A 23,056-nucleotide genomic window follows, 5' to 3' on the forward strand; every position below is an offset into this window, starting at 1 on the left:
GCTCATGCCTGCGCCCTTTTCTTGACGCGCGGCGGCAGACTGGCAAACACCTCGTCCATATGCTCGCCCAGCGCCGGCGGCGGCTTGGTCGGCAACGGTGGTGCACCATCGACCATGAATCCGCCGCGCACGACGGTCAGCGGCCGGTCGATGTTCGGCATGCTATCGAAACGGGTGGTCATGTCGCGCTCGATCACTTGCTGCTCGGCCAGCACCTGCGGGATCGTCAGCACCCTGCCCGCCGGCACGCCTGCGCGATTGAGCGTCTCCTCCCAGGCCGCGGCCGAGCTGTTCGCCAGGGCATCCTCGATCAGCGCCTTCAAGGCGATGCGGTTGCGCTTGCGCGTCTCGCGCTCGGCAAAGCGCGGGTCCGAGGCCAGCTCCGGCAGCCCGACCAGCCGGCAGAGCGTGACGAACTGCTCCTGCTTGTTGGCGGCGATGTTGAGCAGACCGTCGCCGGTGCGAAACGTGCCGGAAGGTGCCGCCGTCATGTTTTCGTTGCCCATCGGCTGCGGCTCGACGCCTGCCGTCAGATAGTTGGAAACCGGCCAGCCCAGCGCGGAAAGCGTGCATTCGAGCATCGACACGTCGAGGAAAGCGCCCTCGCCTGTCGTCTTCTGCTTCACAAGTGCCGCCGTGATGGCGAACGCCCCGACCAGCCCACCCAGCGTGTCGGCGACGGGGTATCCGACACGCAGCGGCGCGGTCTGCGCTGTGCCGGTGATGCTCATGATGCCCGAAAGACCCTGGATGATCTGGTCGTAGGCCGGATTGTCGCGCATCGGCCCGGTCTGGCCGAAGCCCGAAATCGCGCAATAGACAAGACTGGGGCGGACCTCTTTCAGCCTGGCATAGCCGAGCCCCAGCCGATCCATCACGCCGGGGCGGAAATTCTCGACCAGCGCGTCGGCGGAGGCGACCAGATCGAGGAAGCGTTCGCGATCGGCCTCTTTCTTGAGATCGAGCACCACCGATCGTTTGCCGGCGTTCTGCGCCAGGAATGAAGCGCCCATGCCGGTGCTGTTGAGTTCCGGCGAGCCGCCGAGCTGGCGCGCCAGATCGCCGCCTTGCGGCGCCTCGACCTTGATCACATCGGCCCCGAGCAGCGCCAGCTGATAGGCACAGTAGGGGCCAGCCAGAACATTGGTCAGGTCGAGGACGCGGATGCCGGACAGCAGATCGGTCATGATGTCACAAACAGGTCAGGCATCGCCCGGCACGTGTTCCGGTCCACGCATGCGGCGGCGTTCGATGTAAGCGTAGACATGCGGCCCGATCAGCCCGATGAACGCCAGCGTCAGCAGTGTCAGCGACAGCGGATGTTTGTAAAACACCGACCAGTCGCCGTTCGAGATGGTCATCGCGCGGCGGAACTGCGTTTCGGCGAGCGGCCAGAGGATCATGCCGATGATGACCGGCGCCGTTGGGAAATCGAAGCGCCGCATCAGGAACCCGGCCCCGCCGAGCAGATAGAGGATGACGAGGTCGGTCGGCGACTGAGAAATACCGTAGGTGCCGACCGTGGCGAACACCAGGATGCCGGCATAGAGCTGCGGCGCCGGGATTTTCAGCAGCCGCACCCACAACCCGATCAGCGGCAGGTTGAGGATGACGAGAATGATGTTGGCGATGAACAGGCTGGCGATCAGCCCCCAGACCAGATTGGCCTGCGTCATGAACAGCATCGGCCCGGGATTGATGCCATAGCTTTGGAAGGCCGACAGCATGATCGCGGCCGTCGCCGAGGTCGGCAACCCAAGCGTCAGCATCGGCACCAGCACGCCGGCGGCCGATGCGTTGTTGGCGGCTTCCGGCCCGGCAACGCCTTCGATGGCGCCGACCGTGCCGAACTCCTCCTTGTGTTTGGAGAGCTTTTTCTCGATTGCATAGGACAGAAAGGTCGGGATTTCGGCGCCGCCGGCCGGCAGCGCGCCGATCGGGAAGCCGAGCAGGGCGCCGCGCAACCAAGCCTTCCACGAGCGTGCCCATTCGGCCGCCGTCATGTAGAGCGAGCCCTTCAGCGGCACGATCTCGTCCTTGCCGGCATAGCGGCGCGAAGCCATGTAGAACGTCTCGCCGACCGCAAAGAGGCCGACGGCGACGACGATCACGTCGACGCCATCGAGCAATTGGCTCATGCCGAAGGTGAAGCGCGGTTGCCCGGTCTGCAGGTCGACGCCGATCATGCCGATGACGAAGCCGATGAACAGGCTGGTCAGGCCACGAACCGACGACGAGCCGAGCACCGCCGAAACCGTGATGAAGGCCAGCACCATCAGCGAGAAATATTCGGCCGGGCCGAAGGACAGCGCGAATTTGACGACGACCGGGGCCAGGAAGGCGACCCCCAGCGTGCCGAGTGTCCCGGCGACGAAGGAGCCGATCGCCGAAGTGGCAAGTGCAGCGCCGCCACGACCGGAACGGGCCATCCTGTTGCCTTCCAGCGCAGTGACGATGGTCGCGCTTTCACCTGGCGTGTTGAGCAGTATCGATGTCGTCGAACCGCCATACATGGCGCCGTAGTAGATGCCGGCAAACAGGATGAAGGACGCTTCCGGCGCCACCTGGTAGGTGATCGGCAAAAGCAGGGCGATGGTCAGCGCAGGTCCGAGGCCTGGCAGCACGCCGATCGCTGTCCCCAGTGTCGTGCCGAGCAGGCACCACATGAGATTGACCGGCGTAAAGGCGACCGAAAATCCGTGCGCGAGATGGCCAAGCGTTTCCATGGCTTCAGCCTCTCAACATACGGATAATGGAATCGAGGCCCGTGTTCAGCTGGTTCTCGATGAAGCCGGCGCCGATGTTGACGCCGAGCGCCCTGGCGAAGCCGAAATAGGCGGCAAGCGCCAGGATCAGGCCAAGCAGCACGTCACGCAGCGGATGTCTGCTGCCGAATCCGTGGCAGATGAGAACGAACATGATCACCGAGGCTGCGGTGAAGCCAAGCGGCTGGATCAGAACAAGATTCGCGACCAGCCCGACGGCGACGATGCCCATCGCCTTCCAGTCGGTCGGGGTTTCCTTTTCTTCCTCCGGCTGCCAGCCGCCCCGCAGAGCGGCGACGATCAGCAGCAGGGAAAGGACCGTCATGCCGACCATGGTGATGTAGGGGAAGACGGTCGGGCCGACCTTGGAGTAGAGCGGCGACACCGGAATCGACAGAGTCTGCCAGGCCACTGCGCCGGCGCAGGCAAGAAGCCCGATGCCGATCAGCAATTCGGGCACGGCAAGGCGGGGCCGCGCCGCCTGCTGGTCGCTGGTGCTCATGATCGTCCTCCCTGGATAGCCGGTCTCCCACGGCCGACCTCATCGCAGTTTCACTCGCGCCGGATCGTATGTCCATGCGGCTGGCGAACATCGGAAAGGGGCAGTGCAGACCGCCCCTCGCCGGGGACATCAGGCAAGGCCGAGGTCCTTGAGGATGGCTGCGATCCTAGCCGTGTCTTCGGTGAGAAATTTCGCGTAGTCGTCGCCGGTGAGCAGGATCTGCGTCCAGTTGCGGTTTTTGCATTCGGTGGCCCAGGCTTCGCTTTTGGCCATCGTCTCGACCAGCGTGATCATCGCCGCCTTGTCGGCGTCGGAAACGCCCGGCGGTGCGAAGACGCCGCGCCAGTTGAACAGTTCAACATCGATGCCGGCTTCCTTCATCGTCGGTGCGTCGATGCCTTCCTGGCGCTTGTCCGCGGAAATGGCAAGCAGCCGAAGCGCGCCTGCCTTGACCTGTTCGGAGAACTCGCCATAGCCGGAGATGCCGGCCGCGACCTGGTTGCCGAGAAGCGCCGACAATGCCTCGCCGCCGCCGGCGAACGGCACGTAGGAGAGGTTGGCTGCCGGAACACCGGCCGTCTTGGCGATAAGGCCGAACAATATGTGGTCCGAGCCGCCGGCCGAACCGCCAGCCACCGGCACTTTGGTCGGATCGGCCTTGAGGGCGGCGACGAAATCCGCTGCTGTCTTGAACGGCGAAGCCGCCGGCACCACCAGCGCCTCGAATTCGCCGGTGAGGCGGGCGATCGGCGTGACCTCGGTGAGATTGTTGGCCGATTTGTTGGCGATGATGGCGCCAACCATGACCATGCCGGCAACCATCAGCGAATTGCCCTTGCCGTTCCACTGGCTGATGAATTGCGGCAGGCCGACTGTGCCGCCGGCGCCGCCGACATTGGTGATCTGCGAACCGGAGATCAGCTTCTCACTGCGCAGCACCTGGTCCATCGTGCGCGCCGTCTGGTCCCAGCCGCCGCCGGGCGCTGCCGGCACAAAGATCTGGATCTGCGGTGCGTCCTGCGCGAAAGCGGGCGAGAGATGCAACGCTGCGAAACCGGCGGCGCCGGCAGCGGCGGTGCTCGTTAAAAATCTGCGTCTGTTCAGCATGGGGTTCCTCCAATCACGACACCTCCTCCGGTGCCTGCCAGCAACGTAGCCTGAATTCAGACCCGCTCGACAAAAATTCATGCAGTCTTTGCATCGTTCTGTCAACCGGAATGGCATTCTGCTGGACAGAACTGTCCGGATGCGGCACAATTGTTCCGATCGGCCCTTCTGTCCAACTGGGAACGGAACGACGTGGTCAAGCGGATAACCGTAACACAATCCAAGCCTGCGTCGACCAACGGCGTTGCCGCGCTCGACCGAGCCATCGCCATCCTCGATGCTTTCGCTGCTGCAGACCGTTCGCTCAGCCTGGCCGAAATCGCGGCGCGCACCGGCCTCTACAAGAGCACGATCCTGAGGCTGGCGAACTCGTTGCTGCGCGGGCAATTGCTGGAGCGTCTCGACGACGGCCGCTACCGTGTCGGCCCTGCCACCTTTCGGCTGGGCGCCCTATACCAGCGTTCGGTGGTGGCGATCGACATCCTGCTGCCGATCATGCGCGATCTGGCCGAGCGAAGCTGGGAAAGCGTCGCCTTCTATGTCCGTTCGGGCGACGTGCGCACCTGTCTTTACCGCGTCGAGTCCAAGCATCCCATCCGCTACACCATCCGGGAAGGCGACGTGCTGCCCCTGCTGGCCGGCACAGGCGGCCGCGTGCTTGCGGCGTTTTCCGGTCAGCAGGGCGAACCATACGAGACGATCCGCAAAACCTACCATTGTTTGTCGGTCGGCGATCGCGACCCCGAGACGGCGGGCGTCTCGGCTCCAGTGTTCGGGCCGGGGCACATCCTGCTCGGTGCGTTGACGCTGTCCGGCCCGAGCACGCGCGTCGACGCGGCCTTTCTGCAGCGCATGAAAAATCCGCTGATCGAGGCGGCCGCGCGCGCCACCCGCGCTTTCGGCGAAGACGCCTCGATGCTCGAACAGGCGGCCCTAAAGGCCGAAGCGGAAGGCCCGGCGCTGAAGCGGCAGGCCTAGAAAGCCTCGATTCGGCCCGACCAGAACCACAGGATGCCAGGCCGCAACCGCTAGGGCTGCCGTTCCAGCAGGATCGTCGCATTGTCGTGATAGGTGGTCCGCAACACTTCGCTGTAGCCGCATTTGGCCGCGACGCTCAGCGAAGCGGTGTTTTCCGGATCGATGATGCAGACAGTCCTTGCACGCCCGAATGCCTCGTCGCCCCAGGCGAGAGCGCGTCCGACGATTTCGCTGGCGAACCCTTGGCCATGTGCGCTCGGGACCAGCGCCCAACCGGCTTCCGGAACGCCTTCGATCGACGGCACCATGTCGCGCTTCAGATCGTGGAAGCCGGCCTCGCCGATGAAACGGCCGGATGCCTTGTCCTCGATCGCCCAGAAGCCGTAGCCCAGCAGCGACCACAGGCCGGCATGACGCAGGAAGCGCATCCAGCTTTCCTCGCGCGTGCGCGGCTTGCCGCTGATGAAGCGGGTGACGTCCGGATCGGCCCACATGGCGACATAGGCATCGAAATCATCGAGCTGGTGTGGCCGCAAGATGGTTCGCTTCGTCTCGATGACCGGCGCACTGGCTGCACCTGGATTTCCCATAACTCTGCCTCGCGGCGCATGATCGCCGAAAAACCGCCTCCGAAACGATCATGCGCAAATTCAAAGTGGTTGTTTGCCGGTGCCTCATGCATGTCGCCCAAATGTCCAACAAGAGCCAGGACAGCGCAGATCATCTCCCAGCGCGAAAAACGAGGTCGAGGCGCTTCGACCGCGGGAAACTGTGACCGAAAAGCCCGGTTTCAGCGGCGCCACGGCATGTTCATGTAGACGCCGCCGCGCTTCAATTCGTCCAGCATCTGGTCGAGCCGCATGTGTCTTGTCTCGGGGCGTTTGGCACGAGCGATCCAGCCGAGATAGTCGTTCTTCTGATAATCCGGTCTGTCATCATAGGCCGCCATCAAACCCTGCTTTGTCAAAGCGGTTCGGATGTCGTCCGGCATTGGGTTCAAGGCGCGTTTCAGTCTGGTCATGGTCAAAATTTAGGCTGTCAGGATTTGGCGTCAACGTAGTCGCGAACTCCAGCTCCGGCATGGGAATCTTGCCGAACGATGCTACCCTTCGCATGAACTGATTCAGCGTCGCTGTGCCGTCCGACGGAGGGAAAAGGGCATGGATACCACCGATCTTCTGCTTGCCATCTTTCATCATCTGCTGGTGTTTTCACTGGCCGGCATCATCGGCGCCGAATTTGTCCTGATCCGCGGCGATCTGCCCGCCGCGACGCTTCGGCGGCTTGTCGGCATCGATCGCCATTACGGCATCATCGCCATGCTGATCATCGTTGTCGGCATCGGACGCGTCATCTACGGCCTGAAAGGTTGGGAATTCTACGTCTACAACTGGGTATTCTGGGCAAAGATGGCGGCCTTCGTCACCGTCGGGCTGCTGTCGATCGTCCCGACGGTCCGCTTTGCGTCCTGGAGCAGGCAGGCCTCGGCCAGCCCCGGCTTTCAAGTGCCGGCGGCACAACTTGCATCCGTTCGAACTTATGTCCGCGCCGAAGCCTTCATCTTCCTGCTGATCCCGGTCTTCGCCGCGGCGATGGCGCGCGGCTACGGCTACTGAATTTCGCCTACGGGTTCGAGCGGCGCAATTTCGACCAGCGGCGCCGGAACATCATTCGTCTTCTCCTCAGCCTTGCAGATGTCGGCGATGACACAGACCGGGCAATCCGGTTTGCGCGCCTTGCAGACATAGCGGCCATGCAGGATCAGCCAGTGATGCGCATGGCGCATGTATTCGTCCGGAATGATCCTCAACAGCCCCTGCTCGACCTGTTCCGGCGTCTTGCCGGGCGCCAGCCGCAGCCGGTTGCCGATGCGAAAGATATGCGTGTCGACCGCCATGGTGTGCTGGCCGAAGGCCATGTTGAGCACGACATTGGCGGTCTTGCGCCCGACGCCCGGCAGCTTGACCAATTGATCGCGGTCGTCGGGCACTTCGCCACCATGATCGCGGATCAGCGCCTCCGACAGCGCGATGACGTTCTTGGCCTTGTTGCGCCAGAGCCCAACGGTGCGGATATAGTCGCCGACCTTGGCTTCGCCGAGAGCCAGCATCTTTTGCGGCGTGTCGGCGACCTTGAACAGCGCCCGCGTCGCCTTGTTGACGCCGACATCGGTCGCCTGTGCCGAAAGCACCACCGCCACCAGCAGCGTGAAGGCGTTGATGTGTTCGAGCTCGCCCTTCGGCTCGGGCCGCTGAACGGAAAAGCGTCGGAAAATCTCGTGCACTTCGGCCGGGCTGTAGCGCGAATCGGACCGCACCGGCCGGGCACGCGGTTTGGCGTTCGCGCCGTCGCGTCGGCCGGGGAGCAGTTCATTTTTGGGTGTAGAGGATTTTTTGGACTTGGGGCTCGTCATCCCCTTCCTATAATATCCCGGCATGAGCGACACAAACGCCTCATATCAGGCCGACGAGCCATTCTTCCAGGCGTTGCTGATACCGCATCGCTCGCTGGGCAAAACCGGCTTTGCCATCCTGATGGGCGCTCTGCTGTTCGGCTCGTTGGCTACCGGAGCGTTTTTCCTGTCGCGCGGCGCCTGGCCGGTGTTCGGCTTCCTGGGTCTCGACGTCATCGCCGTCTACATCGCCTTTCGCGCCAATTATCGTGCCGCCCGCGCCCGTGAGGAAGTGTCGGTCTCGCGCACCAGCCTCGACATCCGCAAGACCGCGCCATCAGGCAAATCGGAAGCCCATCGCTTCAATCCGTTCTGGGCGCGTTTTTCGGTCGCCCGCCACGCCGAAATCGGCATCACCAGGATGGCGGTGGAAGCACAAGGCCAGAATGTGCCGATCGGCGGCTTCCTCAATCCCGATGACCGCGAGAGCTTTGCGTCAGCCTTTTCGCGCGCCCTGGCGACCGCGAAAGCGCGCTGAATGTGAGCGAACCGCCTCGTTCGCGAACCGGTTCTGCGGTGCCTTGCCATAAACGGTAGTCGGCAGCGTCTACTTCTCCTTGGTGGGATGCACGTTTTCGCCAGCCATCGTCGGCTCCTTGCTCGAAGCCAAATCTATCTGGATGCACATGACGAGAAGGCAAGTTTCGGGTGGTGATCGGAGCCGCGAAGGACGATATTCACGATCAAGGAGATGGCCCGATGAACGCACAGACAGCTATTCTGAAGAAAGACATCACACCCGAAGGCGGTGACTACGAAGTTGTTCGGCGCGCGATCGAGAAGATCAGCCTTGACTATCGTGACCAGCCGTCGCTCGAAATATTGGCGGAGGAAGTCGGCGAGACGCCGACCGGGTTGCAGAAGCTCTTCACTCGCTGGGCCGGCCTGTCGCCCAAGGCGTTTCTGCAGGCGGTCACGCTCGACCATGCGCGCAAACTGCTCGATTCCGGCATGCCGCTGCTCGAGGCTTCATTCGAGGTCGGCATGTCGGGCCCCGGCCGGTTGCACGACCTTTTCGTCACCCACGAGGCGATGTCGCCGGGCGACTACAAGACGCGCGGCGCCGGGCTGACGATCCGCTACGGCTATCATATCTCGCCTTTCGGCATCGCCCTGATCATGGTCACAGACCGTGGGCTTGCCGGCCTCGCCTTCAGCGATGTCGGCGACGAGCGTGCGGCCTTCGCCGACATGTCCGGCCGCTGGCCGAACGCAAACTATATCGAGGACATGGCCGCGACGGCGCCCTATGCGGCGCGCATCTTCGATCCGGCGCTGTGGCGCCCCGACCAGCCGCTGCGCGTCGTCTTGATCGGCACCGACTTCCAGGTCCGCGTCTGGGAAGCCCTGCTGCGCATCCCGATGGGCAAGGCCTGCACCTATTCCTCGATCGCCGCCGGCATCGGCGCACCGAGCGCCAGCCGGGCGGTGGGTGCCGCGGTCGGCGCCAATCCGATGTCCTTCGTGGTGCCGTGCCACCGGGCTCTCGGCAAGTCCGGCGCGCTCACAGGCTACCACTGGGGCCTGACGCGCAAACGCGCCATCCTTGGCTGGGAAGCGGGACAGGTCGGATCCTGAAATCGCGCGCCAATTGTCGATGTCGGCACCGCCGACGCCTGGAGTTGCGCTGAGAAGCGCGTTCAAACCTGACGCGATTAGATCGCGCGGTCTGGCAAGCGGCGGCCTTACGGAGTAGCTTCCCGCAGTCAGCAGGGAGGCACCACTTGATAATCGTTGTCGGCTCGATCAACCTCGACCTTATCGCCAATGTCGACCGCTTGCCCGCACCGGGCGAGACGGTCCGTGGCTCCGGTTTCGCCACCGCACCCGGCGGCAAGGGCGCCAACCAGGCGCTGGCCGCCGCGCGTGCCGGCGCCAAGGTGCGCATGGTCGGCGCGGTCGGCAAGGACAATTTCGCCACCGAAGCGCTGGCGCTGTTGCGGGACGGCAAGATCGACCTGTCCGGTGTCGGTGAAACCTTCGCCTCGACCGGCACGGCCTTGATCATGGTCGCCGATGACGGCGAGAATGTCATTGCCGTGGTGCCGGGCGCCAATGATTCGGTCGTCACAGGCGACCTCTCCAAGGCTTTCATGAAGAAGGGCGATGTCGTGCTCCTGCAGCAGGAAATCCCGCTGCAGACTGTCGATGCAGCACTGGGCGCAGCACGGGCGGCAGGCGCGGTTACCGTGCTCAACACGGCACCGTTCCGCGCAGAGGCGGCCGCCTTCCTCGGCAAGGCCGACTATGTCGTCGCCAACGAAACCGAATTCGACCTCTATGGCGAGGCACTGTCGCTGAGCGGCCGCGATCGCCCGGCGCGGATGCGCGATTTCGCGGGGACGACCGGTCGCACAATCGTCGTCACGCTCGGCGGTGACGGCGTTCTGGCCGCCACGCCAGCCGATCTCCTGATGGTTCCGGCGTTGAACGTCACTCCGGTCGATACGGTCGGCGCCGGCGACACGTTCTGCGGCTATTTCGCCGCCGGGCTGTCATCCGGCCTGCCGCTCGACCAGGCGCTCGCCCGTGCTGCAGCCGCTGGTTCGCTCGCTTGCCTGAAGCCCGGTGCCCAGCCGGCAATCCCGCTGGCGAAGGACGTCGAGGCGGCGCTCCAAAACACGCCAGCCAGGTGAGAGCCATGCGTCCGGCCACAAAACACGCCGTGCCGCCTGCCGGCAATATCTGCCGCCTGTCCGCCGTGGATCTTGCCGAGGCGATCCGGCGCAGGCGGTTGTCGGTGCGCGAGGTGGCGACGGCATTCCTCGACCGGATCGACGCGGTAAACCCGCTGGTCAACGCCATCGTCTCGCTGCGCGACCGCGCCGACATCCTGCGCGAGACCGACAGGGCGGACGCCCATCTGGCGCATGCAGGGCATGCCGGACCGCTGTTCGGCCTGCCGATCGCCATCAAGGATCTCGCGCAGACCAAGGGCCTCAGGACCAGCTTTGGCTCGCCGATCTTCGCCGATTTCGTGCCGCAGGAAGACGATTTCTTCGTCGAGCGCATCCGCAAGGCCGGCGCCATCATCATTGGCAAGACCAACGTTCCCGAATTCGGCCTGGGCTCCAACACCTACAACACGGTGTTCGGTTCGACACTCAATGCTTTCGACCCGGCCTTGACCGCCGGCGGTTCGAGCGGCGGCGCGGCGGTCGCACTGGCGCTCGACATGGTGCCTGTCGCCGACGGCAGCGACTTTGGCGGCTCGCTGCGCAACCCGGCGGCCTACAACAACGTCTATGGCTTCCGTCCGTCGCAGGGGCTTGTCCCGGCCGGCCCCGAGCTTGACGTCTTCCACGCCCAGATGGGCGTCGAAGGACCGATGGGCCGCAGCGTGCGCGACATGGCGTTGCTGCTCGACGAGCAGGCTGGCTACGACCCTCGCGCGCCGCTCTCGCATCACAAACAGGGCTGCTTCCTGCAGGGACTGCAAACGCCGACGGCCGGCGGCCGCATCGCCTGGCTCGGCGATCTCGGTGGTCATCTGCCGGTCGAACCCGGCATCCTTAGTCTTTGCGAGGCCGCTCTCGGCCGGTTCGCCGCGGCATCCTTTCAGACCGAAGCGCTGGTGCCGGATTTCGATTTCGAAGCGCTGTGGCAGGCCTTCGTGACGCTGCGCCAGGCGAGCAGCGGTTGTGCGCTCAAGCCGCATTACGACGATCCCTTGAAACGCGCTCTTCTGAAGCCGGAGGCCGTGTGGGAGGTGGAACAGGCGCTGCAACTCACGGCGCCGCAGATCCACGCCGCCACGGTGAGGCGCTCGTCGTGGCATCGAACGTTGCTGTCACTCTTCGACCAATTCGACCTGATTGCGCTGCCGACTGCGCAGGTTTTTCCCTTCGATGTCGGTACTCCTTGGCCCAGGGAGGCGGCCGGGCGTGCCATGGACAGCTATCACCGCTGGATGCAGGTGTCAGCGCTCGCCACGCTGGGCGGCTGCCCGGCGGTCAACGTGCCGGCCGGCTTCGATGGCAGCGGCAGGCCGATGGGCATGCAATTGATCGGGCGGCCGCGCGGTGACATGGCCGTGCTGAGAGCGGCGGCAGCCTACGAGACGACGCTGCCGTGGCTGGCTGGAGCCTAAAATAATCCAGGTCAAGGTTGCCAGCGACATCTCTTGCCGGCTTGCACCCGCGTTACTGTCATGCATTGATCGCGGCCAGCCGTGTCGCAAAGCCGCATACCGTCGAGGAAATCATGTCGCTGGAACTCTATGCCACCTATCTCGTCGCCTGCCTTGTCATCATCCTGGTACCCGGACCGACGGTCACGCTGATCATCGCCAACAGCATCCGCCATGGCTCTCGCGCCGGCCTCGCCAACGTCGCCGGCACACAGGCCGGACTGGCGATCATGATCGCCATTGTCGGCATCGGATTGACCTCGCTGATCGCGGGAATGGGCCATTGGTTCGAATGGGTCAGGCTGATCGGTGCCGCCTATCTGATCTGGATGGGTGTGCAGATGTTCCGCTCCAAGGGCAAGCTGAACGCCGACGGATCGGCAAAGACACCGCGCGGCGGCTTCTTCCTGCAGGGCCTGCTGGTGGCGATCAGCAATCCCAAGACGCTGGTGTTCTTCGGCGCCTTCTTTCCGCAGTTCATCGCCCCTGACGGCAACTATGGGTTGCAGATCGGCGTGATGGGTCTCACCGCCATGATCTTCGCCGCCGTATCGGATTCGACCTACGCGCTGGCCGCCGGCCGCGCCGGACGCCTGCTTTCGGCCGGCCGCGTCAAGCTGCTGTCGCGGATAAGCGGCAGTTTTCTGGTCGGCGGCGGCCTGTGGCTGGCATTTTCAAAAGCGAAGTGAGCAGCACTCTTTTCCTTCTCCCCTGGGGCCCCTGGGGAGAAGAAGAACCTAAAGCCGGCCCAGCCTTTCCAGCAGCAGCGCGAACAACGCATCGTGGTCGATGTCGCGCATCACCATGGCGTTGCTCGGCCGTTTGGTCACGCCCCACCAGTCGATCACGGTCATGCCCATGGTGAGTTCCGAGGCGGTTTCCACAGCGACATTGCAGTTGCGGCCCCTGAACAGCTCGGGTTTCAACAGATAGGCGATGACGCAAGGGTCATGCAGCGGACCGCCGTCGGTGCCGTATTTCGCTTCGTCGAATCGTTCGAAGAATTCCAGCATCTCCGCCGTGGCCGTGCCGACCCTGGTGCCGAGCTTGCGGTAGGCTTGGGTGCGCTTGGCCGTGGTCAGCGCCTTGTGGGTGACGTCGAGCGGCATCATGACGATCGGAATGCCGGATTTGAATACGACATCGGCGGCATGCGGGTCGACATAGATGTTGAATTCGGAGGTCGGGGTGACGTTGCCGCCTTCGAAGAAGCCGCCGCCCATCAGCACGATTTCCTTGATGCGCGGCGCAATCATCGGCTCGCGGATCAGCGCCAGCGCTATATTGGTGAGCGGGCCGAGCGCGCACAGGGTGATCGTGCCGCTCTCTTCCTTCATCAGCGTCTCGACGATGAAATCGACTGCGTACTGGGCCTGCAGCTCCATGGTTGGTTCGGGCAATTGCGGTCCGTTGAGCCCGGTCTCGCCGTGCACCTCCTCGGCGGTTACCAGTTCGCGCGCCAGCGGCCGGATGGCGCCGGCATAGACCTTGATGTCGGGCCGGCCGGCCAGCTCGCAGATCTTGCGTGCATTCTTTTCGGTGAGTCTCAGCGGCACGTTGCCGGCGACGGCGGTCATGCCGACGATCTCCAGCTCGGCGCTGCCGAGCGCCAACAATATGGCGACGGCATCATCCTGGCCGGGATCCGTGTCGATGATGATCTTGCGGGATTGGGGCATTTCAATTCCTTTTTAGGGAGTCTTTTTGGGCGGGGATTTTGACGGCTTGAACTCGACCGCCGGGCGGACCATATCAAGACCATCGGGAAAAATGCCATACGGGTTTTTCCAGTTTATGTCGCTCTTGAGAGGACAGTGTAACATGAGCCGAATGACGCCTTTTTCCAGCCCGCTTCTCCTGGGTTTCGACGCCATGGAAAAGACCCTGGAGCGTCTGGCGAAGTCGGGTGACAGCTACCCTCCCTACAACATCGAGCGCCTCAGCGGTGCCGACGGCAAGGCCGAAAGGCTGCGTATCACGCTCGCTGTCGCCGGTTTCGCCGAAAACGATCTCGATGTGACCACGGAGGAGAACCAGTTGGTCGTGCGCGGCCGTCAGAACGATGACACCGAGCGCGAATTTCTGCACCGCGGCATTGCCGCGCGCCAGTTCCAGCGCTGTTTCGTGCTGGCCGACGGCATGCGGGTGATCGCGGCGGAGCTGAAGAACGGTCTTTTGTCGATCGATCTCGATCGGCCCGAGTCCGAACGGCTGGTACGGAAAATAAACATATCGGTGAAAGACTGATTTTTACCGATTGCTCTCATGCGAGGCGGCCTTGAACGGGGTCCTCGCTGCACGGAGGCTTAAATGACCAGAACTGACGAAAACCTTATCATGACCAGCGGCGAATTCGCCCATCTCGGCGAAGGCTCGGTCGCCTATCTCAGGAAAATCTCGAGCGACGATCTGCGCGGCCGTTTCCCAGGCCTCGGCGAAATCGCGCCCGGGCTGGAACTGTGGGCCCTGTTTGCCGCCAACGGTCAGCCGATCCTGCTTTCCGACGCTCGCGAGCGGGCGCTGGCCGGCGCCCTGGAAAACGACCTGATCCCCGTCGCGATCCACTAAGTCGCCATCCACTAACAAGACGGCGCAGCGATCTGGTTAGAACGGACAGGGCCGCTCGCGGCGGCCCTTTAACCGAACTGATCGAAAAAACTCAGGCCGCGTGCGAGGCTTGTGTATCCGATAAAAGCGCATGGATCGCGGCGGCGTCGCGGGTGCCCCTGATCTTGGCCACCGTGTCGGCGTCGCGCAGCACCCGCGCAATGCGCGACAGCGCCTTGAGATGGTCGGCGCCGGCGCCTTCGGGCGCCAAAAGCAGGAACACCAGATCGACCGGCTGGTCGTCCAGCGCCTCGAAATCGACCGGCGTCTCCAGCCGGGCGAAAACCCCGGCGATCCGCTTCACCCCGGCCAGCTTGCCATGCGGAATGGCAATGCCGTTGCCGACACCGGTCGAGCCCAGCCGTTCACGCTGCAGGATGGTGTCGAACACCTCCCGTTCCGGAATGCCGGCAATCGCCGCCGCCCTTTCGGACAGCATTTGCAGCAGTTGCTTCTTGGAGTTCGCCTTCAACGCCGGCAAGATTGCCGGAACGTTGATAAGATCGCTCAGGTCCATACTTGAAATCCCTTGTTCGCCTGCCGTCGCCAGCCCTCACTCTCGCGTGCGGCTGGTGCCTTATCCCAGTGCGGCCTTGGCCGTCACCCCGCTGCGGCCTTGGCCGTCAGCCCAGTGCGGCCTTGGCCGTTAGCCCTGCGCGACCTTTGTCGTAGACGGGTCGATCCAGCCGATGTTTCCGTCCGGCCGACGATAGACGATATTGAGATGCTCGTTTCCGGCGTTGCGGAAGACGAGGACCGGGCTGTCCTTGGTGTCGAGTTCGATCACGGCTGACGCCACCGACATGGTCCGCAGCGTCATGGTTGATTCGGCGACGATGGCTGGCGCGAAATTCTCCGGCATTTCCTCGTCATCGTCGGCAAGCGGCGCCATCACCGTATAGGCGACGTCGGTGGGTTCGCCATTGGCGTTGCCTGAATTATGCGACTTCAGCCGACGCTTGTAGCGGCGAAGGCGGGTCTCGAGGCGATCCGCCGCCGCCTCGAAAGCGAGCGTCGGGTCCTGCGCTTCACCGGTCGCCTGCAGCGAAGCGCCGGAATCCAGCCGGATCATGCAATCGGCCGTGTAGCGCGATCCCGATTTGACGACTACAATTTGCCCTGAAAAGCCCCGATCGAAATATTTCCCGATCACCTCTCCGACACGGTCGTTGATGCGCGTACGGAACGCATCGCCGATATCCATGTGTTTTCCTGATATGCGCAGCGTCATCTGAATACTGACCTTCCTTGCTCAGGCTTCAAACTGTCCCGAGTTTATACCCGTGGTCTGAGCGCACAAGCTTTGCGGCGTCACTTGCGCCGATTTTAAATCCGAACTTTTCCGATTGATCACAAGCCGCCTTCTTGACCGTCCCGTGGCCAACGTCGTGACGGACCATCCGCATGCGGGCAGTAGCCCGTCCCATGCGGGCGGGCTTCTAGCCACTTCATTGCGGCTTGTCAATGAAGTGCGAAAGCTGTCGAAAATTCAGTCGGAGATCAACGTCCGGCGCTGGCCAAAGCGCGTTTTTCACGCCGCCGCTGCACCGACGAGGGAATATTCATGCCCTCCCGATACTTGGCGACCGTGCGCCTGGCGATATCGACGCCGCTTTCCCGCAACATATCCACAATCGCGTCGTCGGAAAGCACGTCGGCAGGTTTCTCCTCGTCGATCAACTGCTTGATGCGGTCGCGCACCGCTTCAGACGAATGCGCGTTACCGCCACCCGACGAAGCGATCGAGGCGGTGAAGAAATAGCGCAGTTCGAACACGCCGCGCGGCGTCAGCATGTATTTGTTGGCGGTGACCCGGCTGACGGTCGATTCGTGCATGCCGATGGCGTCGGCCACCGTGCGCAGGTTGAGCGGCCTCAGGTGACGCACGCCATGGACGAGGAAGGCGTCCTGCTGGCGCACGATTTCTGAGGCAACCTTGAGGATAGTCTTCGCCCGCTGATCGAGGCTGCGCGTCAGCCAATTGGCGTTTTGCAGGCACTCCGCCAGGAAATCCTTTTCCGTCTGATTTTTCGCATGCGGCGAAACCCGAGCGAAATAGATATGGTCGACCAGCACGCGCGGCAGCGTTTCGGGGTTGAGTTCGATCACCCAGCTCCCGTCATTGGCCGCACGCACTTCGACATCGGCGATGATCGCGTCGCTGGCGCCGCCCGAAAACGCCATCCCCGGGCGCGGATCGAGCGCACGTATCTCGGCCAGCATGTCGAGCAGATCCTCCTCATCGACCCCACAAATCCGTTTCAGGGTCTGGAAATCGCGCCGGGCCAGGAGTTCGAGATTGGCAATCAAAGCCTTCATCGCAGGGTCGAGACGGTCGCGGACCGCAAGCTGCAGCGACAGGCATTCGGCAAGGTCGCGGGCAAAGAGGCCGGTGGGCTCGAATGTCTGGCAGACCGCGAGCGCATTTGCCACCGCCGCTCTGTCGGTGCCGAGACGAGTGGCGATCTCAGCCATGTCGGCGCGCATGTAGCCGGCCTCGTCGAGGCCATCGGCCAGTTCGCTGGCGATCAGGCGTGCTGCCGGGTCGGCGAAGGCAAGCGCGACCTGCTCGGCGACATGCTCGCGCAGCGTGATGGCTCCGGCCGCCATGTCTCCGACGTCAAAACCGTCGGAAGAGGATGCGGAACCGTTGCCGGATGCCGATTTCCACTGGGCCGTCAGGTCGGGACCGAGCCGCTCGCTGGTGCCGGGGTCGTCGGGAAACAGGTTTTCCAGCGAAGTATCGAGCTTTTCCGAGATCGCCTCGGCGCTCCACGCCGTTTCCTTCTCGAACCAGTCGCCGGCGGTGGCCGTTTCCGGCGCGGCATCGATCTTCTGCGCCTGGTCGCTGACGGCAACGTCTTGCGGCTCGGCGCGCTCGAGCAAAGGATTGCGCTCGATCTCGTCGTCGATGAAGCGTTCCAGCTCGATGTGGGTGAACTGCAGCAGCCGTATCGACTGCATGAGTTGCGGCGTCATCACCAGCGACTGGGACTGTCGTAGCTGTAGTTTTGCCGCCAACGCCATGGTTCGGTTCAAACGCCCTGTCTACGCATCGGACTGCCGGAAGGAGTTCGGCATAGAAACTGGCCCGGCTTTTGCTTGTCAAGGCGACGGCGATCAAAACTCGCCTGTCCGTGCGTATTCCGACGAGAAATCGAAGAAAAAGCTCTGTCTCGCGTCAAAAACCGCGTCTGGACAGAAATTTTCACGCTTAGAGTGTAAACCCCTCACCGAGATAAAGCCGCCGCACATCCGGGTTTGCAACCACTTCGTCGGCCCGGCCATGGGTCAACACCTGGCCGGCATGGATGATGTAGGCGCGGTCGATCAGGCCGAGCGTCTCGCGGACATTGTGATCGGTGATGAGCACGCCGATGCCGCGCGCCGTCAGATGGCGCACGAGTTGCTGGATGTCGGCGACGGCGATCGGATCGATGCCGGCGAAAGGCTCGTCGAGCAGCATGTATGCGGGGCGGGTCGCCAGGGCGCGCGCGATTTCAAGGCGCCGCCGCTCGCCGCCGGAAAGCGACAGCGACGGGGCCTTGCGCAGATGGCTGATGTGAAACTCCTCGAGCAGTTCGTCGAGAATGCGTTCGCGCTCCTTGCGGCTCTTCTCGACCACTTCGAGCACGGCACGGATGTTTTGCTCGACGCTCAAGCCGCGAAAGATCGACGCCTCCTGCGGAAGGTAGCCGATGCCAAGGCGGGCGCGGCGGTACATCGGCATAGAGGTGACATCGAAGCCGTCGATTTCGATCGTGCCTTCGTCGACCGGCACCAGGCCGGTGACCATGTAGAAGCAGGTGGTCTTGCCGGCGCCGTTGGGGCCGAGCAGCCCGACCGCCTCACCGGCGCGCACGCCGATCGTCACGCCGCTGACGACTTTGCGGCCCTTGTAGCTTTTGGTCAGCCCTTTGGCGATCAGGGTTCCCTTGAATTTTACCTGATCGAGGCTAATCGCGGTCGGTGCCGCAAGTTTGCTGGCGGCGCGTCCTGGAAGACGCGCCAACAGCGATGCTACGTCGACCATCAGGGGTTCGCCGCTCCCGACTTCGGCGGCGTGATCGACATCATGACGCGTCCACCGCCGCAGGGGTCGACCTGGGCCAGACCGCTCTTCATCTGCACGGTCAGCTTGCAGCCGACCAGTACATTGTCGCCTTGCGAGAGCACGACTTTGCTGCCTGAAAGCACCAGCACTTCCGTCTTCATGTCGAAGGTGCCGCTGTCGCCCGTGGCGACCTGGTCGTCCGATTTGATATAGACCTTGTTGGCGACCTCCAGACGGTCGATGTCGGCCGAGCCGGTCATCGCGGCACCCGAGGCCTGCTCACCCTTGGCGGCAGCGTCCGGGTCCTTGACGTAATAGACCGTCATCTTGCCGGCCTTGAGCAAGGTCGGACCCTGGACGACGTTTACATTGCCGGTGAACACCGCGACGCTGTCCGCCTGGCGGACCTCGAGCTTGTCGCTTTCGATCTGGATGGGCTTGTCGCCGGACAGTTTGAGGCCCGACAGCTGGCTGGTGGTCCTGGACTGCGCCAGAGCCGGCGCCGCCGCCAAAGCCAGCCCCAGGGCGGCCAGCCCTACGGCCGGCAACGCCGAAGCCGCGGCCACGAGCCGTGTCGAACTACTGAACCGCATTGGATTCTCCGCTCATTGCCTCTGCCGCCTTCAAGCTGGCGGGATCGATGTTGACACGCACTCTGTTCTCGAAAACCACGATCTTGCCGTTGTCCTGGACAGACATCGAATCCGCGGTAATCCGCGACCCGCCACGGCTGACGTCGACCGGATCGTTCGTCTTCATAGTGCCTTTGCCCATGTCGAGAAAGACCGATTTGAACTTTGCCGCCAGGCCATCTGTGGTGGTTATGGTGACATCGCTGGTCAGGCTCATCGTGTTGCCATCACGATTGAAGCTACCGTGCGGGGCATTGATGGCCGCCACATTGTCGGTTGATATCGGCAGCTTGGCGTCGATGCCTTCCAGATTGATGATACCTTGCTGGCTCACGTCCTGTATGGCGCGCAAAGCCGTCATGGAATAGGGCAGTTTCTGCTTGGTGAACCCGTTGAGCTTGGGGTTGGCCATCACCAGCTTGCCATTGGCGAACGCGCTGGCGTCGGCCTGGACCTGGATTGAGCCAGGTGCCATGAGATAGGAATAGACCGGGACGGCGACCGCGATCGCGGCAGCGGCCAGCGGCACCGCCAGCTTCAAGATACGCACGCGGCGCGAATGGCGCTGGGCGATGCCGAAGGCGTCGACTCGCGCCGGGCCTACGTCCGGGGAAGCCAACTCCGTCTCGGTGTTGGTCGGTTCGATCGGTCGCGCTAACATAACTGCTTTCTTCTAAACCCCTGCCGCCAAGCACCCCTATAGGTGGGATGCCGGCGCCCTCAAGCAAGCACAAGCGGAGGAAAACCGCAAAAGTGTGACGGTTGCTGTTGCACAAACGAAAATGAAACCGGCACAACTTGCACGTCATACCAGATACGGGCGGACAGCGTTAGGGGCTGTGGATTGGTCTTTTATGTTCTCTCGAAACGCCGGCTCGCCAACGTCGAGACCTTATCTTTGGCGCAAGCTCGTCAGGAATCGGTAGCCGGGCGCGGGCGGTTGCTTTAAAAGCATCTGCTCCCCACCGACTATGAGGCTGACCATGGTACTGAGAGCCGACGACCTGATGGACCGCCGCCGCTTGCGCCGCAAGCTGACATTCTGGCGCGTTGCAGCGCTTGTCGTCGCAGCAGCCGGGCTGATTGCCTTTTCGACCTGGATTTACGGCGATGACTTTACTGGCGCGGCGATCGACCATATCGCCAAGGTCAAGATCGAGGGCACCATCACCGAAGACGAAGACCTGATCAAGCAACTGGACGCCATCCGTCAATCCTCGAGGGTGAAAGCTGTGATCCTGACGATCGATTCACCTGGCGGCACCACCGTCGGCGGCGAATCGATCTACGAGGCAGTGCGCGAGTTGGCCGCCGAGAAGCCGGTGGTGGCCCAGGTCGGCACGCTGGCCGCATCGGCGGGCTATATGATCGCCACCGCGACCGATCATATCGTCGCGCGCAAATCGTCTATTGTCGGCTCGATAGGCGTGCTGATCCAGTATCCGGACGTCAGCGGCCTTATGAACAAGCTCGGCGTCAAGCTCGAGGAAGTGAAATCGTCGCCGTTGAAAGCTTCGCCGTCGCCTTTCAAGCCGACCAATGACGACGAGCGCACCATGGTCCGCAAGCTCATCCTCGACAGCTACGACTGGTTCGTCGGCATCGTCGCCGAACGCCGCAAGATGACCAAACCGGAGGCGCTGGCGCTGGCCGACGGATCGATCTTCACCGGCCGGCAGGCCGTTGCCAACAAATTGGTCGACGCGGTCGGCGGCGAGACCGAAGCGATCGACTGGCTCGCGACCAAGGGCATCGACGCCAAGCTCAAGGTGGTGGAGTGGAAGGACGCGGAAAGCGGCGGCTTCCTGTTCTCGAAGGCGATGGCACGAACCATCGGCAGTGCGCTCGGCCTGCCCGACTATGGCGGCGACATCATTCACGAACTTGGTGCCGATCGCTTGTTTCTTGACGGTCTGGTTTCCGTCTGGCACCCTTGAGACGAGTGAAAAAAGCAAATAAAAACATCCTCATAATTTGACCGCAGTGTTTTCACGGGGAGCCTTCTCATGATCAAATCCGAACTTGTGCAGATCATCGCCACACGCAACCCGCACCTTTTCCTGCGTGACGTCGAAAACATTGTCGGCGCGATTTTCGACGAGATCACCGACGCGCTCGCCGAAGGCAACCGGGTCGAGCTGCGCGGTTTCGGCGCTTTCTCGGTGAAAAACCGCCCCGCCCGCACCGGCCGCAATCCGCGTACCGGCGAATCGGTCGAGGTCGAGGAGAAATGGGTGCCGTTCTTCAAGACCGGCAAGGAATTGCGTGAAAGGCTGAACAGCGGCAAATAAGCGCCGCGCGGGCTCATGCGCCATGCCGGCCTTTTCAGGAGGCCCGGCCTTTGGTAGAGCGCGCCTTCGACAGGAAATTCTATGTTCAATCGTTTCATGCTCATCGTGGTCTTGGTGCCGCTGGCCGTCATTCTGATTGCGCTGGCGGTGGCCAACCGCGATCCGGTTGCCTTCACCCTGGACCCTTTCAACCCCGGCAATCCGGCGCTGACGATGACGCTGCCGCTTTTCATCTTCCTGTTCCTGGCCCTCGCCATCGGCATGATCGTCGGCAGCCTGGCGACCTGGATCAAGCAGGGCCGCTATCGCAAGCTGGCGCGCCAGCGCGGCGTCGAGGCCGAGAACTTGCGCCAGGCGGTCAGCCGGGCACCGGCCGCGCAACAAGGCCCCTCCTTACCGAAGCCGACGGGCTGAGCCGGAACCGCCGCGCGTCCTTTTTGGGCGCGCAAAGGACGCTGGACCATTTTTGATTGCGCATGATCTTTGCAGAAAATCGCTTCTGATTTCGCGGTCATGCGTCAGGCGTATTTCTCTCGACGGAGTTTCTTATGTTAAGCATTTCGGCGGCCGAGGTCGATCAGGCGCTGACCTTTCCCGGCCTGGTCGAAACGCTGCGCGCGGCTTTTCGCGATGGCGCGGTACAGCCGGTCAGGCACCACCATACGGTCGAACGGCCCGACGGCGCGGCCTCGACCCTGCTCCTGATGCCGGCCTGGACCGACTTCAATGCCGCCGGCTCGTCGGCAGGCGGCCATATCGGCGTCAAGATCGTCACCGTGTCGCCCGACAACAACGCCGTGGGCAAACCCGCTGTGATGGGGCTTTACCTCCTGCTCGACGGTGCGACCGGCGAGCCTGAAGCCATGATCGACGGCCAGCGGCTGACGCAGTGGCGCACGGCCTGCGCCTCGGCGCTGGCAGCCTCCTATCTGGCCCGCGACGACGCTTCGCGGCTGCTGGTGGTCGGCGCCGGCGCGCTGTCGCCGTTCCTCGCCAGGGCGCATTGCGCGGTGCGGCCGATCACCGTCATCCGCATCTGGAACCGCACGCCGGCCAATGCAGAAAAGGTTGCGGCGGAATTGCGCGCCGAGGGCTTTGCGGCCACCGCCGCGAGCGATCTCGACGCCGAACTCGGCCAGGCCGACATCGTTTCGTCGGCGACGATCACGACCACGCCGCTGATCAAGGGCGCGCTGTTGAAGCCGGGGACCCATGTCGATCTGGTCGGCGGCTTCACGCCGGCCATGCGCGAAAGCGACGACGATGCGATTGCGCGCGCCCGCGTCTACGTCGACACCCGGGCCGGCGCCACCAAGGAAGCGGGCGACATCGTCCAGCCGCTGGCCTCGGGCGTGCTGGAGGCGCAAGCCATCGTCGCCGACCTGCATGAATTGGCACGCGGCCAGAAGAAGGGCCGGCAGAGCCCCGGTGAGATCACGCTGTTCAAATCGGTCGGCGCAGCCCTCGAAGACCTCGCCGCCGGCATTGCGGTGTACAAGGCGATGGGGAAGTTAGGGGAGTAGGGGAGTAGGGGAGTAG

The 23,056-nt window shown here is 63.2% G+C and carries 27 protein-coding genes; 13 read left to right on the plus strand and 14 right to left on the minus strand.

The window, feature by feature from the left end; genetic code table 11:
- Positions 1-2: 2 nt before the first annotated feature.
- The 4 genes from AC0L18_RS23180 to AC0L18_RS23195 all read right to left on the minus strand — a co-directional run bounded on the left by AC0L18_RS23180 (position 3) and on the right by AC0L18_RS23195 (position 4,374).
- Entirely contained in the window at positions 3-1,187 is a 1,185-nt protein-coding gene (locus AC0L18_RS23180) for a CaiB/BaiF CoA transferase family protein (RefSeq protein WP_473494323.1), read from the minus strand.
- Between the two features lie 15 nt (positions 1,188-1,202).
- Positions 1,203-2,726 carry a tripartite tricarboxylate transporter permease gene (locus AC0L18_RS23185; protein WP_091595598.1) on the minus strand — a complete coding sequence of 508 codons (1,524 nt, stop codon included), beginning with the start codon at positions 2,724-2,726 and terminating at the stop codon, positions 1,203-1,205.
- A 4-nt stretch (positions 2,727-2,730) separates the two neighbouring features.
- On the minus strand, positions 2,731-3,267 hold the full coding sequence (locus AC0L18_RS23190) for a tripartite tricarboxylate transporter TctB family protein (RefSeq protein WP_077379464.1): 537 nt from the start codon (positions 3,265-3,267) through the stop codon (positions 2,731-2,733).
- A 129-nt stretch (positions 3,268-3,396) separates the two neighbouring features.
- The gene (locus AC0L18_RS23195; protein ID WP_091595596.1) at positions 3,397-4,374 is read right to left on the minus strand and encodes a Bug family tripartite tricarboxylate transporter substrate binding protein; all 978 of its coding nucleotides are present in this window, start codon (positions 4,372-4,374) and stop codon (positions 3,397-3,399) included.
- A 204-nt stretch (positions 4,375-4,578) separates the two neighbouring features.
- Here AC0L18_RS23195 and AC0L18_RS23200 point away from each other — a divergent pair, with 204 nt between their 5' ends.
- Complete coding sequence (locus tag AC0L18_RS23200) at positions 4,579-5,352, plus strand: IclR family transcriptional regulator (RefSeq protein WP_473494338.1); 774 nt, start codon at positions 4,579-4,581, stop codon at positions 5,350-5,352.
- A gap of 50 nt (positions 5,353-5,402) precedes the next feature.
- Here the strand turns inward: AC0L18_RS23200 and AC0L18_RS23205 are convergent, their stop codons facing one another.
- Positions 5,403-5,942 (minus strand): GNAT family N-acetyltransferase, encoded by a 540-nt coding sequence (locus AC0L18_RS23205; protein ID WP_473494324.1) that lies wholly within the window; start codon positions 5,940-5,942, stop codon positions 5,403-5,405.
- Between the two features lie 200 nt (positions 5,943-6,142).
- A complete protein-coding gene (locus AC0L18_RS23210) occupies positions 6,143-6,373 on the minus strand; it encodes a YdeI/OmpD-associated family protein (protein WP_473494325.1) in 231 nt (76 codons plus the stop codon).
- 139 nt (positions 6,374-6,512) lie between these two features.
- On the opposite strand from AC0L18_RS23210, the gene AC0L18_RS23215 reads away from it, so the two are divergent.
- On the plus strand, positions 6,513-6,968 hold the full coding sequence (locus AC0L18_RS23215) for a DUF2214 family protein (protein ID WP_473494326.1): 456 nt from the start codon (positions 6,513-6,515) through the stop codon (positions 6,966-6,968).
- Here the strand turns inward: AC0L18_RS23215 and nth are convergent.
- Entirely contained in the window at positions 6,962-7,765 is an 804-nt protein-coding gene (nth, locus tag AC0L18_RS23220) for an endonuclease III (protein ID WP_023797458.1), read from the minus strand. The genes AC0L18_RS23215 and nth overlap by 7 nt on opposite strands.
- 22 nt (positions 7,766-7,787) lie before the next feature.
- Between nth and AC0L18_RS23225 the strand changes: the two genes are divergently transcribed.
- The 5 genes from AC0L18_RS23225 to AC0L18_RS23245 all read left to right on the plus strand — a co-directional run bounded on the left by AC0L18_RS23225 (position 7,788) and on the right by AC0L18_RS23245 (position 12,622).
- On the plus strand, positions 7,788-8,282 hold the full coding sequence (locus tag AC0L18_RS23225; protein WP_473494327.1) for a DUF2244 domain-containing protein: 495 nt from the start codon (positions 7,788-7,790) through the stop codon (positions 8,280-8,282).
- 221 nt (positions 8,283-8,503) lie between these two features.
- Complete coding sequence (locus tag AC0L18_RS23230; RefSeq protein WP_128247361.1) at positions 8,504-9,382, plus strand: methylated-DNA--[protein]-cysteine S-methyltransferase; 879 nt, start codon at positions 8,504-8,506, stop codon at positions 9,380-9,382.
- Positions 9,383-9,528: 146 nt separating this feature from the next.
- Positions 9,529-10,440, plus strand: a complete 912-nt coding sequence (locus AC0L18_RS23235) for a ribokinase (protein WP_473494328.1) — start codon at positions 9,529-9,531, stop codon at positions 10,438-10,440.
- A 5-nt stretch (positions 10,441-10,445) separates the two neighbouring features.
- Positions 10,446-11,894: an amidase gene (locus tag AC0L18_RS23240; RefSeq protein WP_473494329.1), complete on the plus strand. Its 1,449-nt coding sequence runs from the start codon at positions 10,446-10,448 to the stop codon at positions 11,892-11,894.
- A 113-nt stretch (positions 11,895-12,007) separates the two neighbouring features.
- The gene (locus AC0L18_RS23245) at positions 12,008-12,622 is read left to right on the plus strand and encodes a LysE family translocator (protein WP_091595683.1); all 615 of its coding nucleotides are present in this window, start codon (positions 12,008-12,010) and stop codon (positions 12,620-12,622) included.
- Positions 12,623-12,670: 48 nt separating this feature from the next.
- Here the strand turns inward: AC0L18_RS23245 and AC0L18_RS23250 are convergent, their stop codons facing one another.
- Positions 12,671-13,612: a nucleoside hydrolase gene (locus AC0L18_RS23250; protein ID WP_473494330.1), complete on the minus strand. Its 942-nt coding sequence runs from the start codon at positions 13,610-13,612 to the stop codon at positions 12,671-12,673.
- Between the two features lie 142 nt (positions 13,613-13,754).
- Between AC0L18_RS23250 and AC0L18_RS23255 the strand changes: the two genes are divergently transcribed.
- Both AC0L18_RS23255 and AC0L18_RS23260 read left to right on the plus strand, forming a co-directional pair.
- Entirely contained in the window at positions 13,755-14,180 is a 426-nt protein-coding gene (locus tag AC0L18_RS23255) for an Hsp20 family protein (protein ID WP_023797450.1), read from the plus strand.
- Between the two features lie 63 nt (positions 14,181-14,243).
- A complete protein-coding gene (locus AC0L18_RS23260) occupies positions 14,244-14,501 on the plus strand; it encodes a BQ00720 family protein (RefSeq protein ID WP_473494331.1) in 258 nt (85 codons plus the stop codon).
- Positions 14,502-14,592: 91 nt separating this feature from the next.
- Here AC0L18_RS23260 and ptsN read toward each other — a convergent pair whose 3' ends face one another.
- The 6 genes from ptsN to lptC form a co-directional block, all read right to left on the minus strand.
- Positions 14,593-15,057 carry a PTS IIA-like nitrogen regulatory protein PtsN gene (gene ptsN / locus AC0L18_RS23265; protein ID WP_023797448.1) on the minus strand — a complete coding sequence of 155 codons (465 nt, stop codon included), beginning with the start codon at positions 15,055-15,057 and terminating at the stop codon, positions 14,593-14,595.
- A 129-nt stretch (positions 15,058-15,186) separates the two neighbouring features.
- Entirely contained in the window at positions 15,187-15,771 is a 585-nt protein-coding gene (gene hpf / locus AC0L18_RS23270; protein WP_023797447.1) for a ribosome hibernation-promoting factor, HPF/YfiA family, read from the minus strand.
- A 269-nt stretch (positions 15,772-16,040) separates the two neighbouring features.
- Positions 16,041-17,567: an RNA polymerase factor sigma-54 gene (gene rpoN / locus AC0L18_RS23275; RefSeq protein WP_473494332.1), complete on the minus strand. Its 1,527-nt coding sequence runs from the start codon at positions 17,565-17,567 to the stop codon at positions 16,041-16,043.
- Between the two features lie 187 nt (positions 17,568-17,754).
- A complete protein-coding gene (gene lptB, locus AC0L18_RS23280; RefSeq protein WP_473494333.1) occupies positions 17,755-18,573 on the minus strand; it encodes an LPS export ABC transporter ATP-binding protein in 819 nt (272 codons plus the stop codon).
- Positions 18,573-19,187, minus strand: a complete 615-nt coding sequence (locus AC0L18_RS23285; RefSeq protein ID WP_023797444.1) for an LptA/OstA family protein — start codon at positions 19,185-19,187, stop codon at positions 18,573-18,575. Before AC0L18_RS23285 ends, lptB begins: the two co-directional genes overlap by 1 nt.
- Positions 19,174-19,887 (minus strand): LPS export ABC transporter periplasmic protein LptC, encoded by a 714-nt coding sequence (lptC, locus tag AC0L18_RS23290; RefSeq protein WP_091595571.1) that lies wholly within the window; start codon positions 19,885-19,887, stop codon positions 19,174-19,176. The genes AC0L18_RS23285 and lptC overlap by 14 nt, the downstream gene beginning before the upstream one ends.
- 322 nt (positions 19,888-20,209) lie before the next feature.
- Between lptC and sppA the strand changes: the two genes are divergently transcribed.
- The 4 genes from sppA (at position 20,210) to lhpI (ending at position 23,040) form a co-directional block, all read left to right on the plus strand.
- Positions 20,210-21,163, plus strand: a complete 954-nt coding sequence (gene sppA, locus AC0L18_RS23295) for a signal peptide peptidase SppA (RefSeq protein ID WP_473494334.1) — start codon at positions 20,210-20,212, stop codon at positions 21,161-21,163.
- A 69-nt stretch (positions 21,164-21,232) separates the two neighbouring features.
- On the plus strand, positions 21,233-21,517 hold the full coding sequence (locus tag AC0L18_RS23300) for an integration host factor subunit beta (RefSeq protein WP_023797441.1): 285 nt from the start codon (positions 21,233-21,235) through the stop codon (positions 21,515-21,517).
- Between the two features lie 81 nt (positions 21,518-21,598).
- On the plus strand, positions 21,599-21,931 hold the full coding sequence (locus AC0L18_RS23305; RefSeq protein ID WP_473494335.1) for a DUF1049 domain-containing protein: 333 nt from the start codon (positions 21,599-21,601) through the stop codon (positions 21,929-21,931).
- A gap of 134 nt (positions 21,932-22,065) precedes the next feature.
- The gene (gene lhpI, locus AC0L18_RS23310) at positions 22,066-23,040 is read left to right on the plus strand and encodes a bifunctional Delta(1)-pyrroline-2-carboxylate/Delta(1)-piperideine-2-carboxylate reductase (RefSeq protein WP_473494336.1); all 975 of its coding nucleotides are present in this window, start codon (positions 22,066-22,068) and stop codon (positions 23,038-23,040) included.
- The last annotated feature ends 16 nt before the right edge of the window (positions 23,041-23,056 follow it).

It is taken from the genome of Mesorhizobium sp. WSM4819 (genome assembly GCF_055811215.1).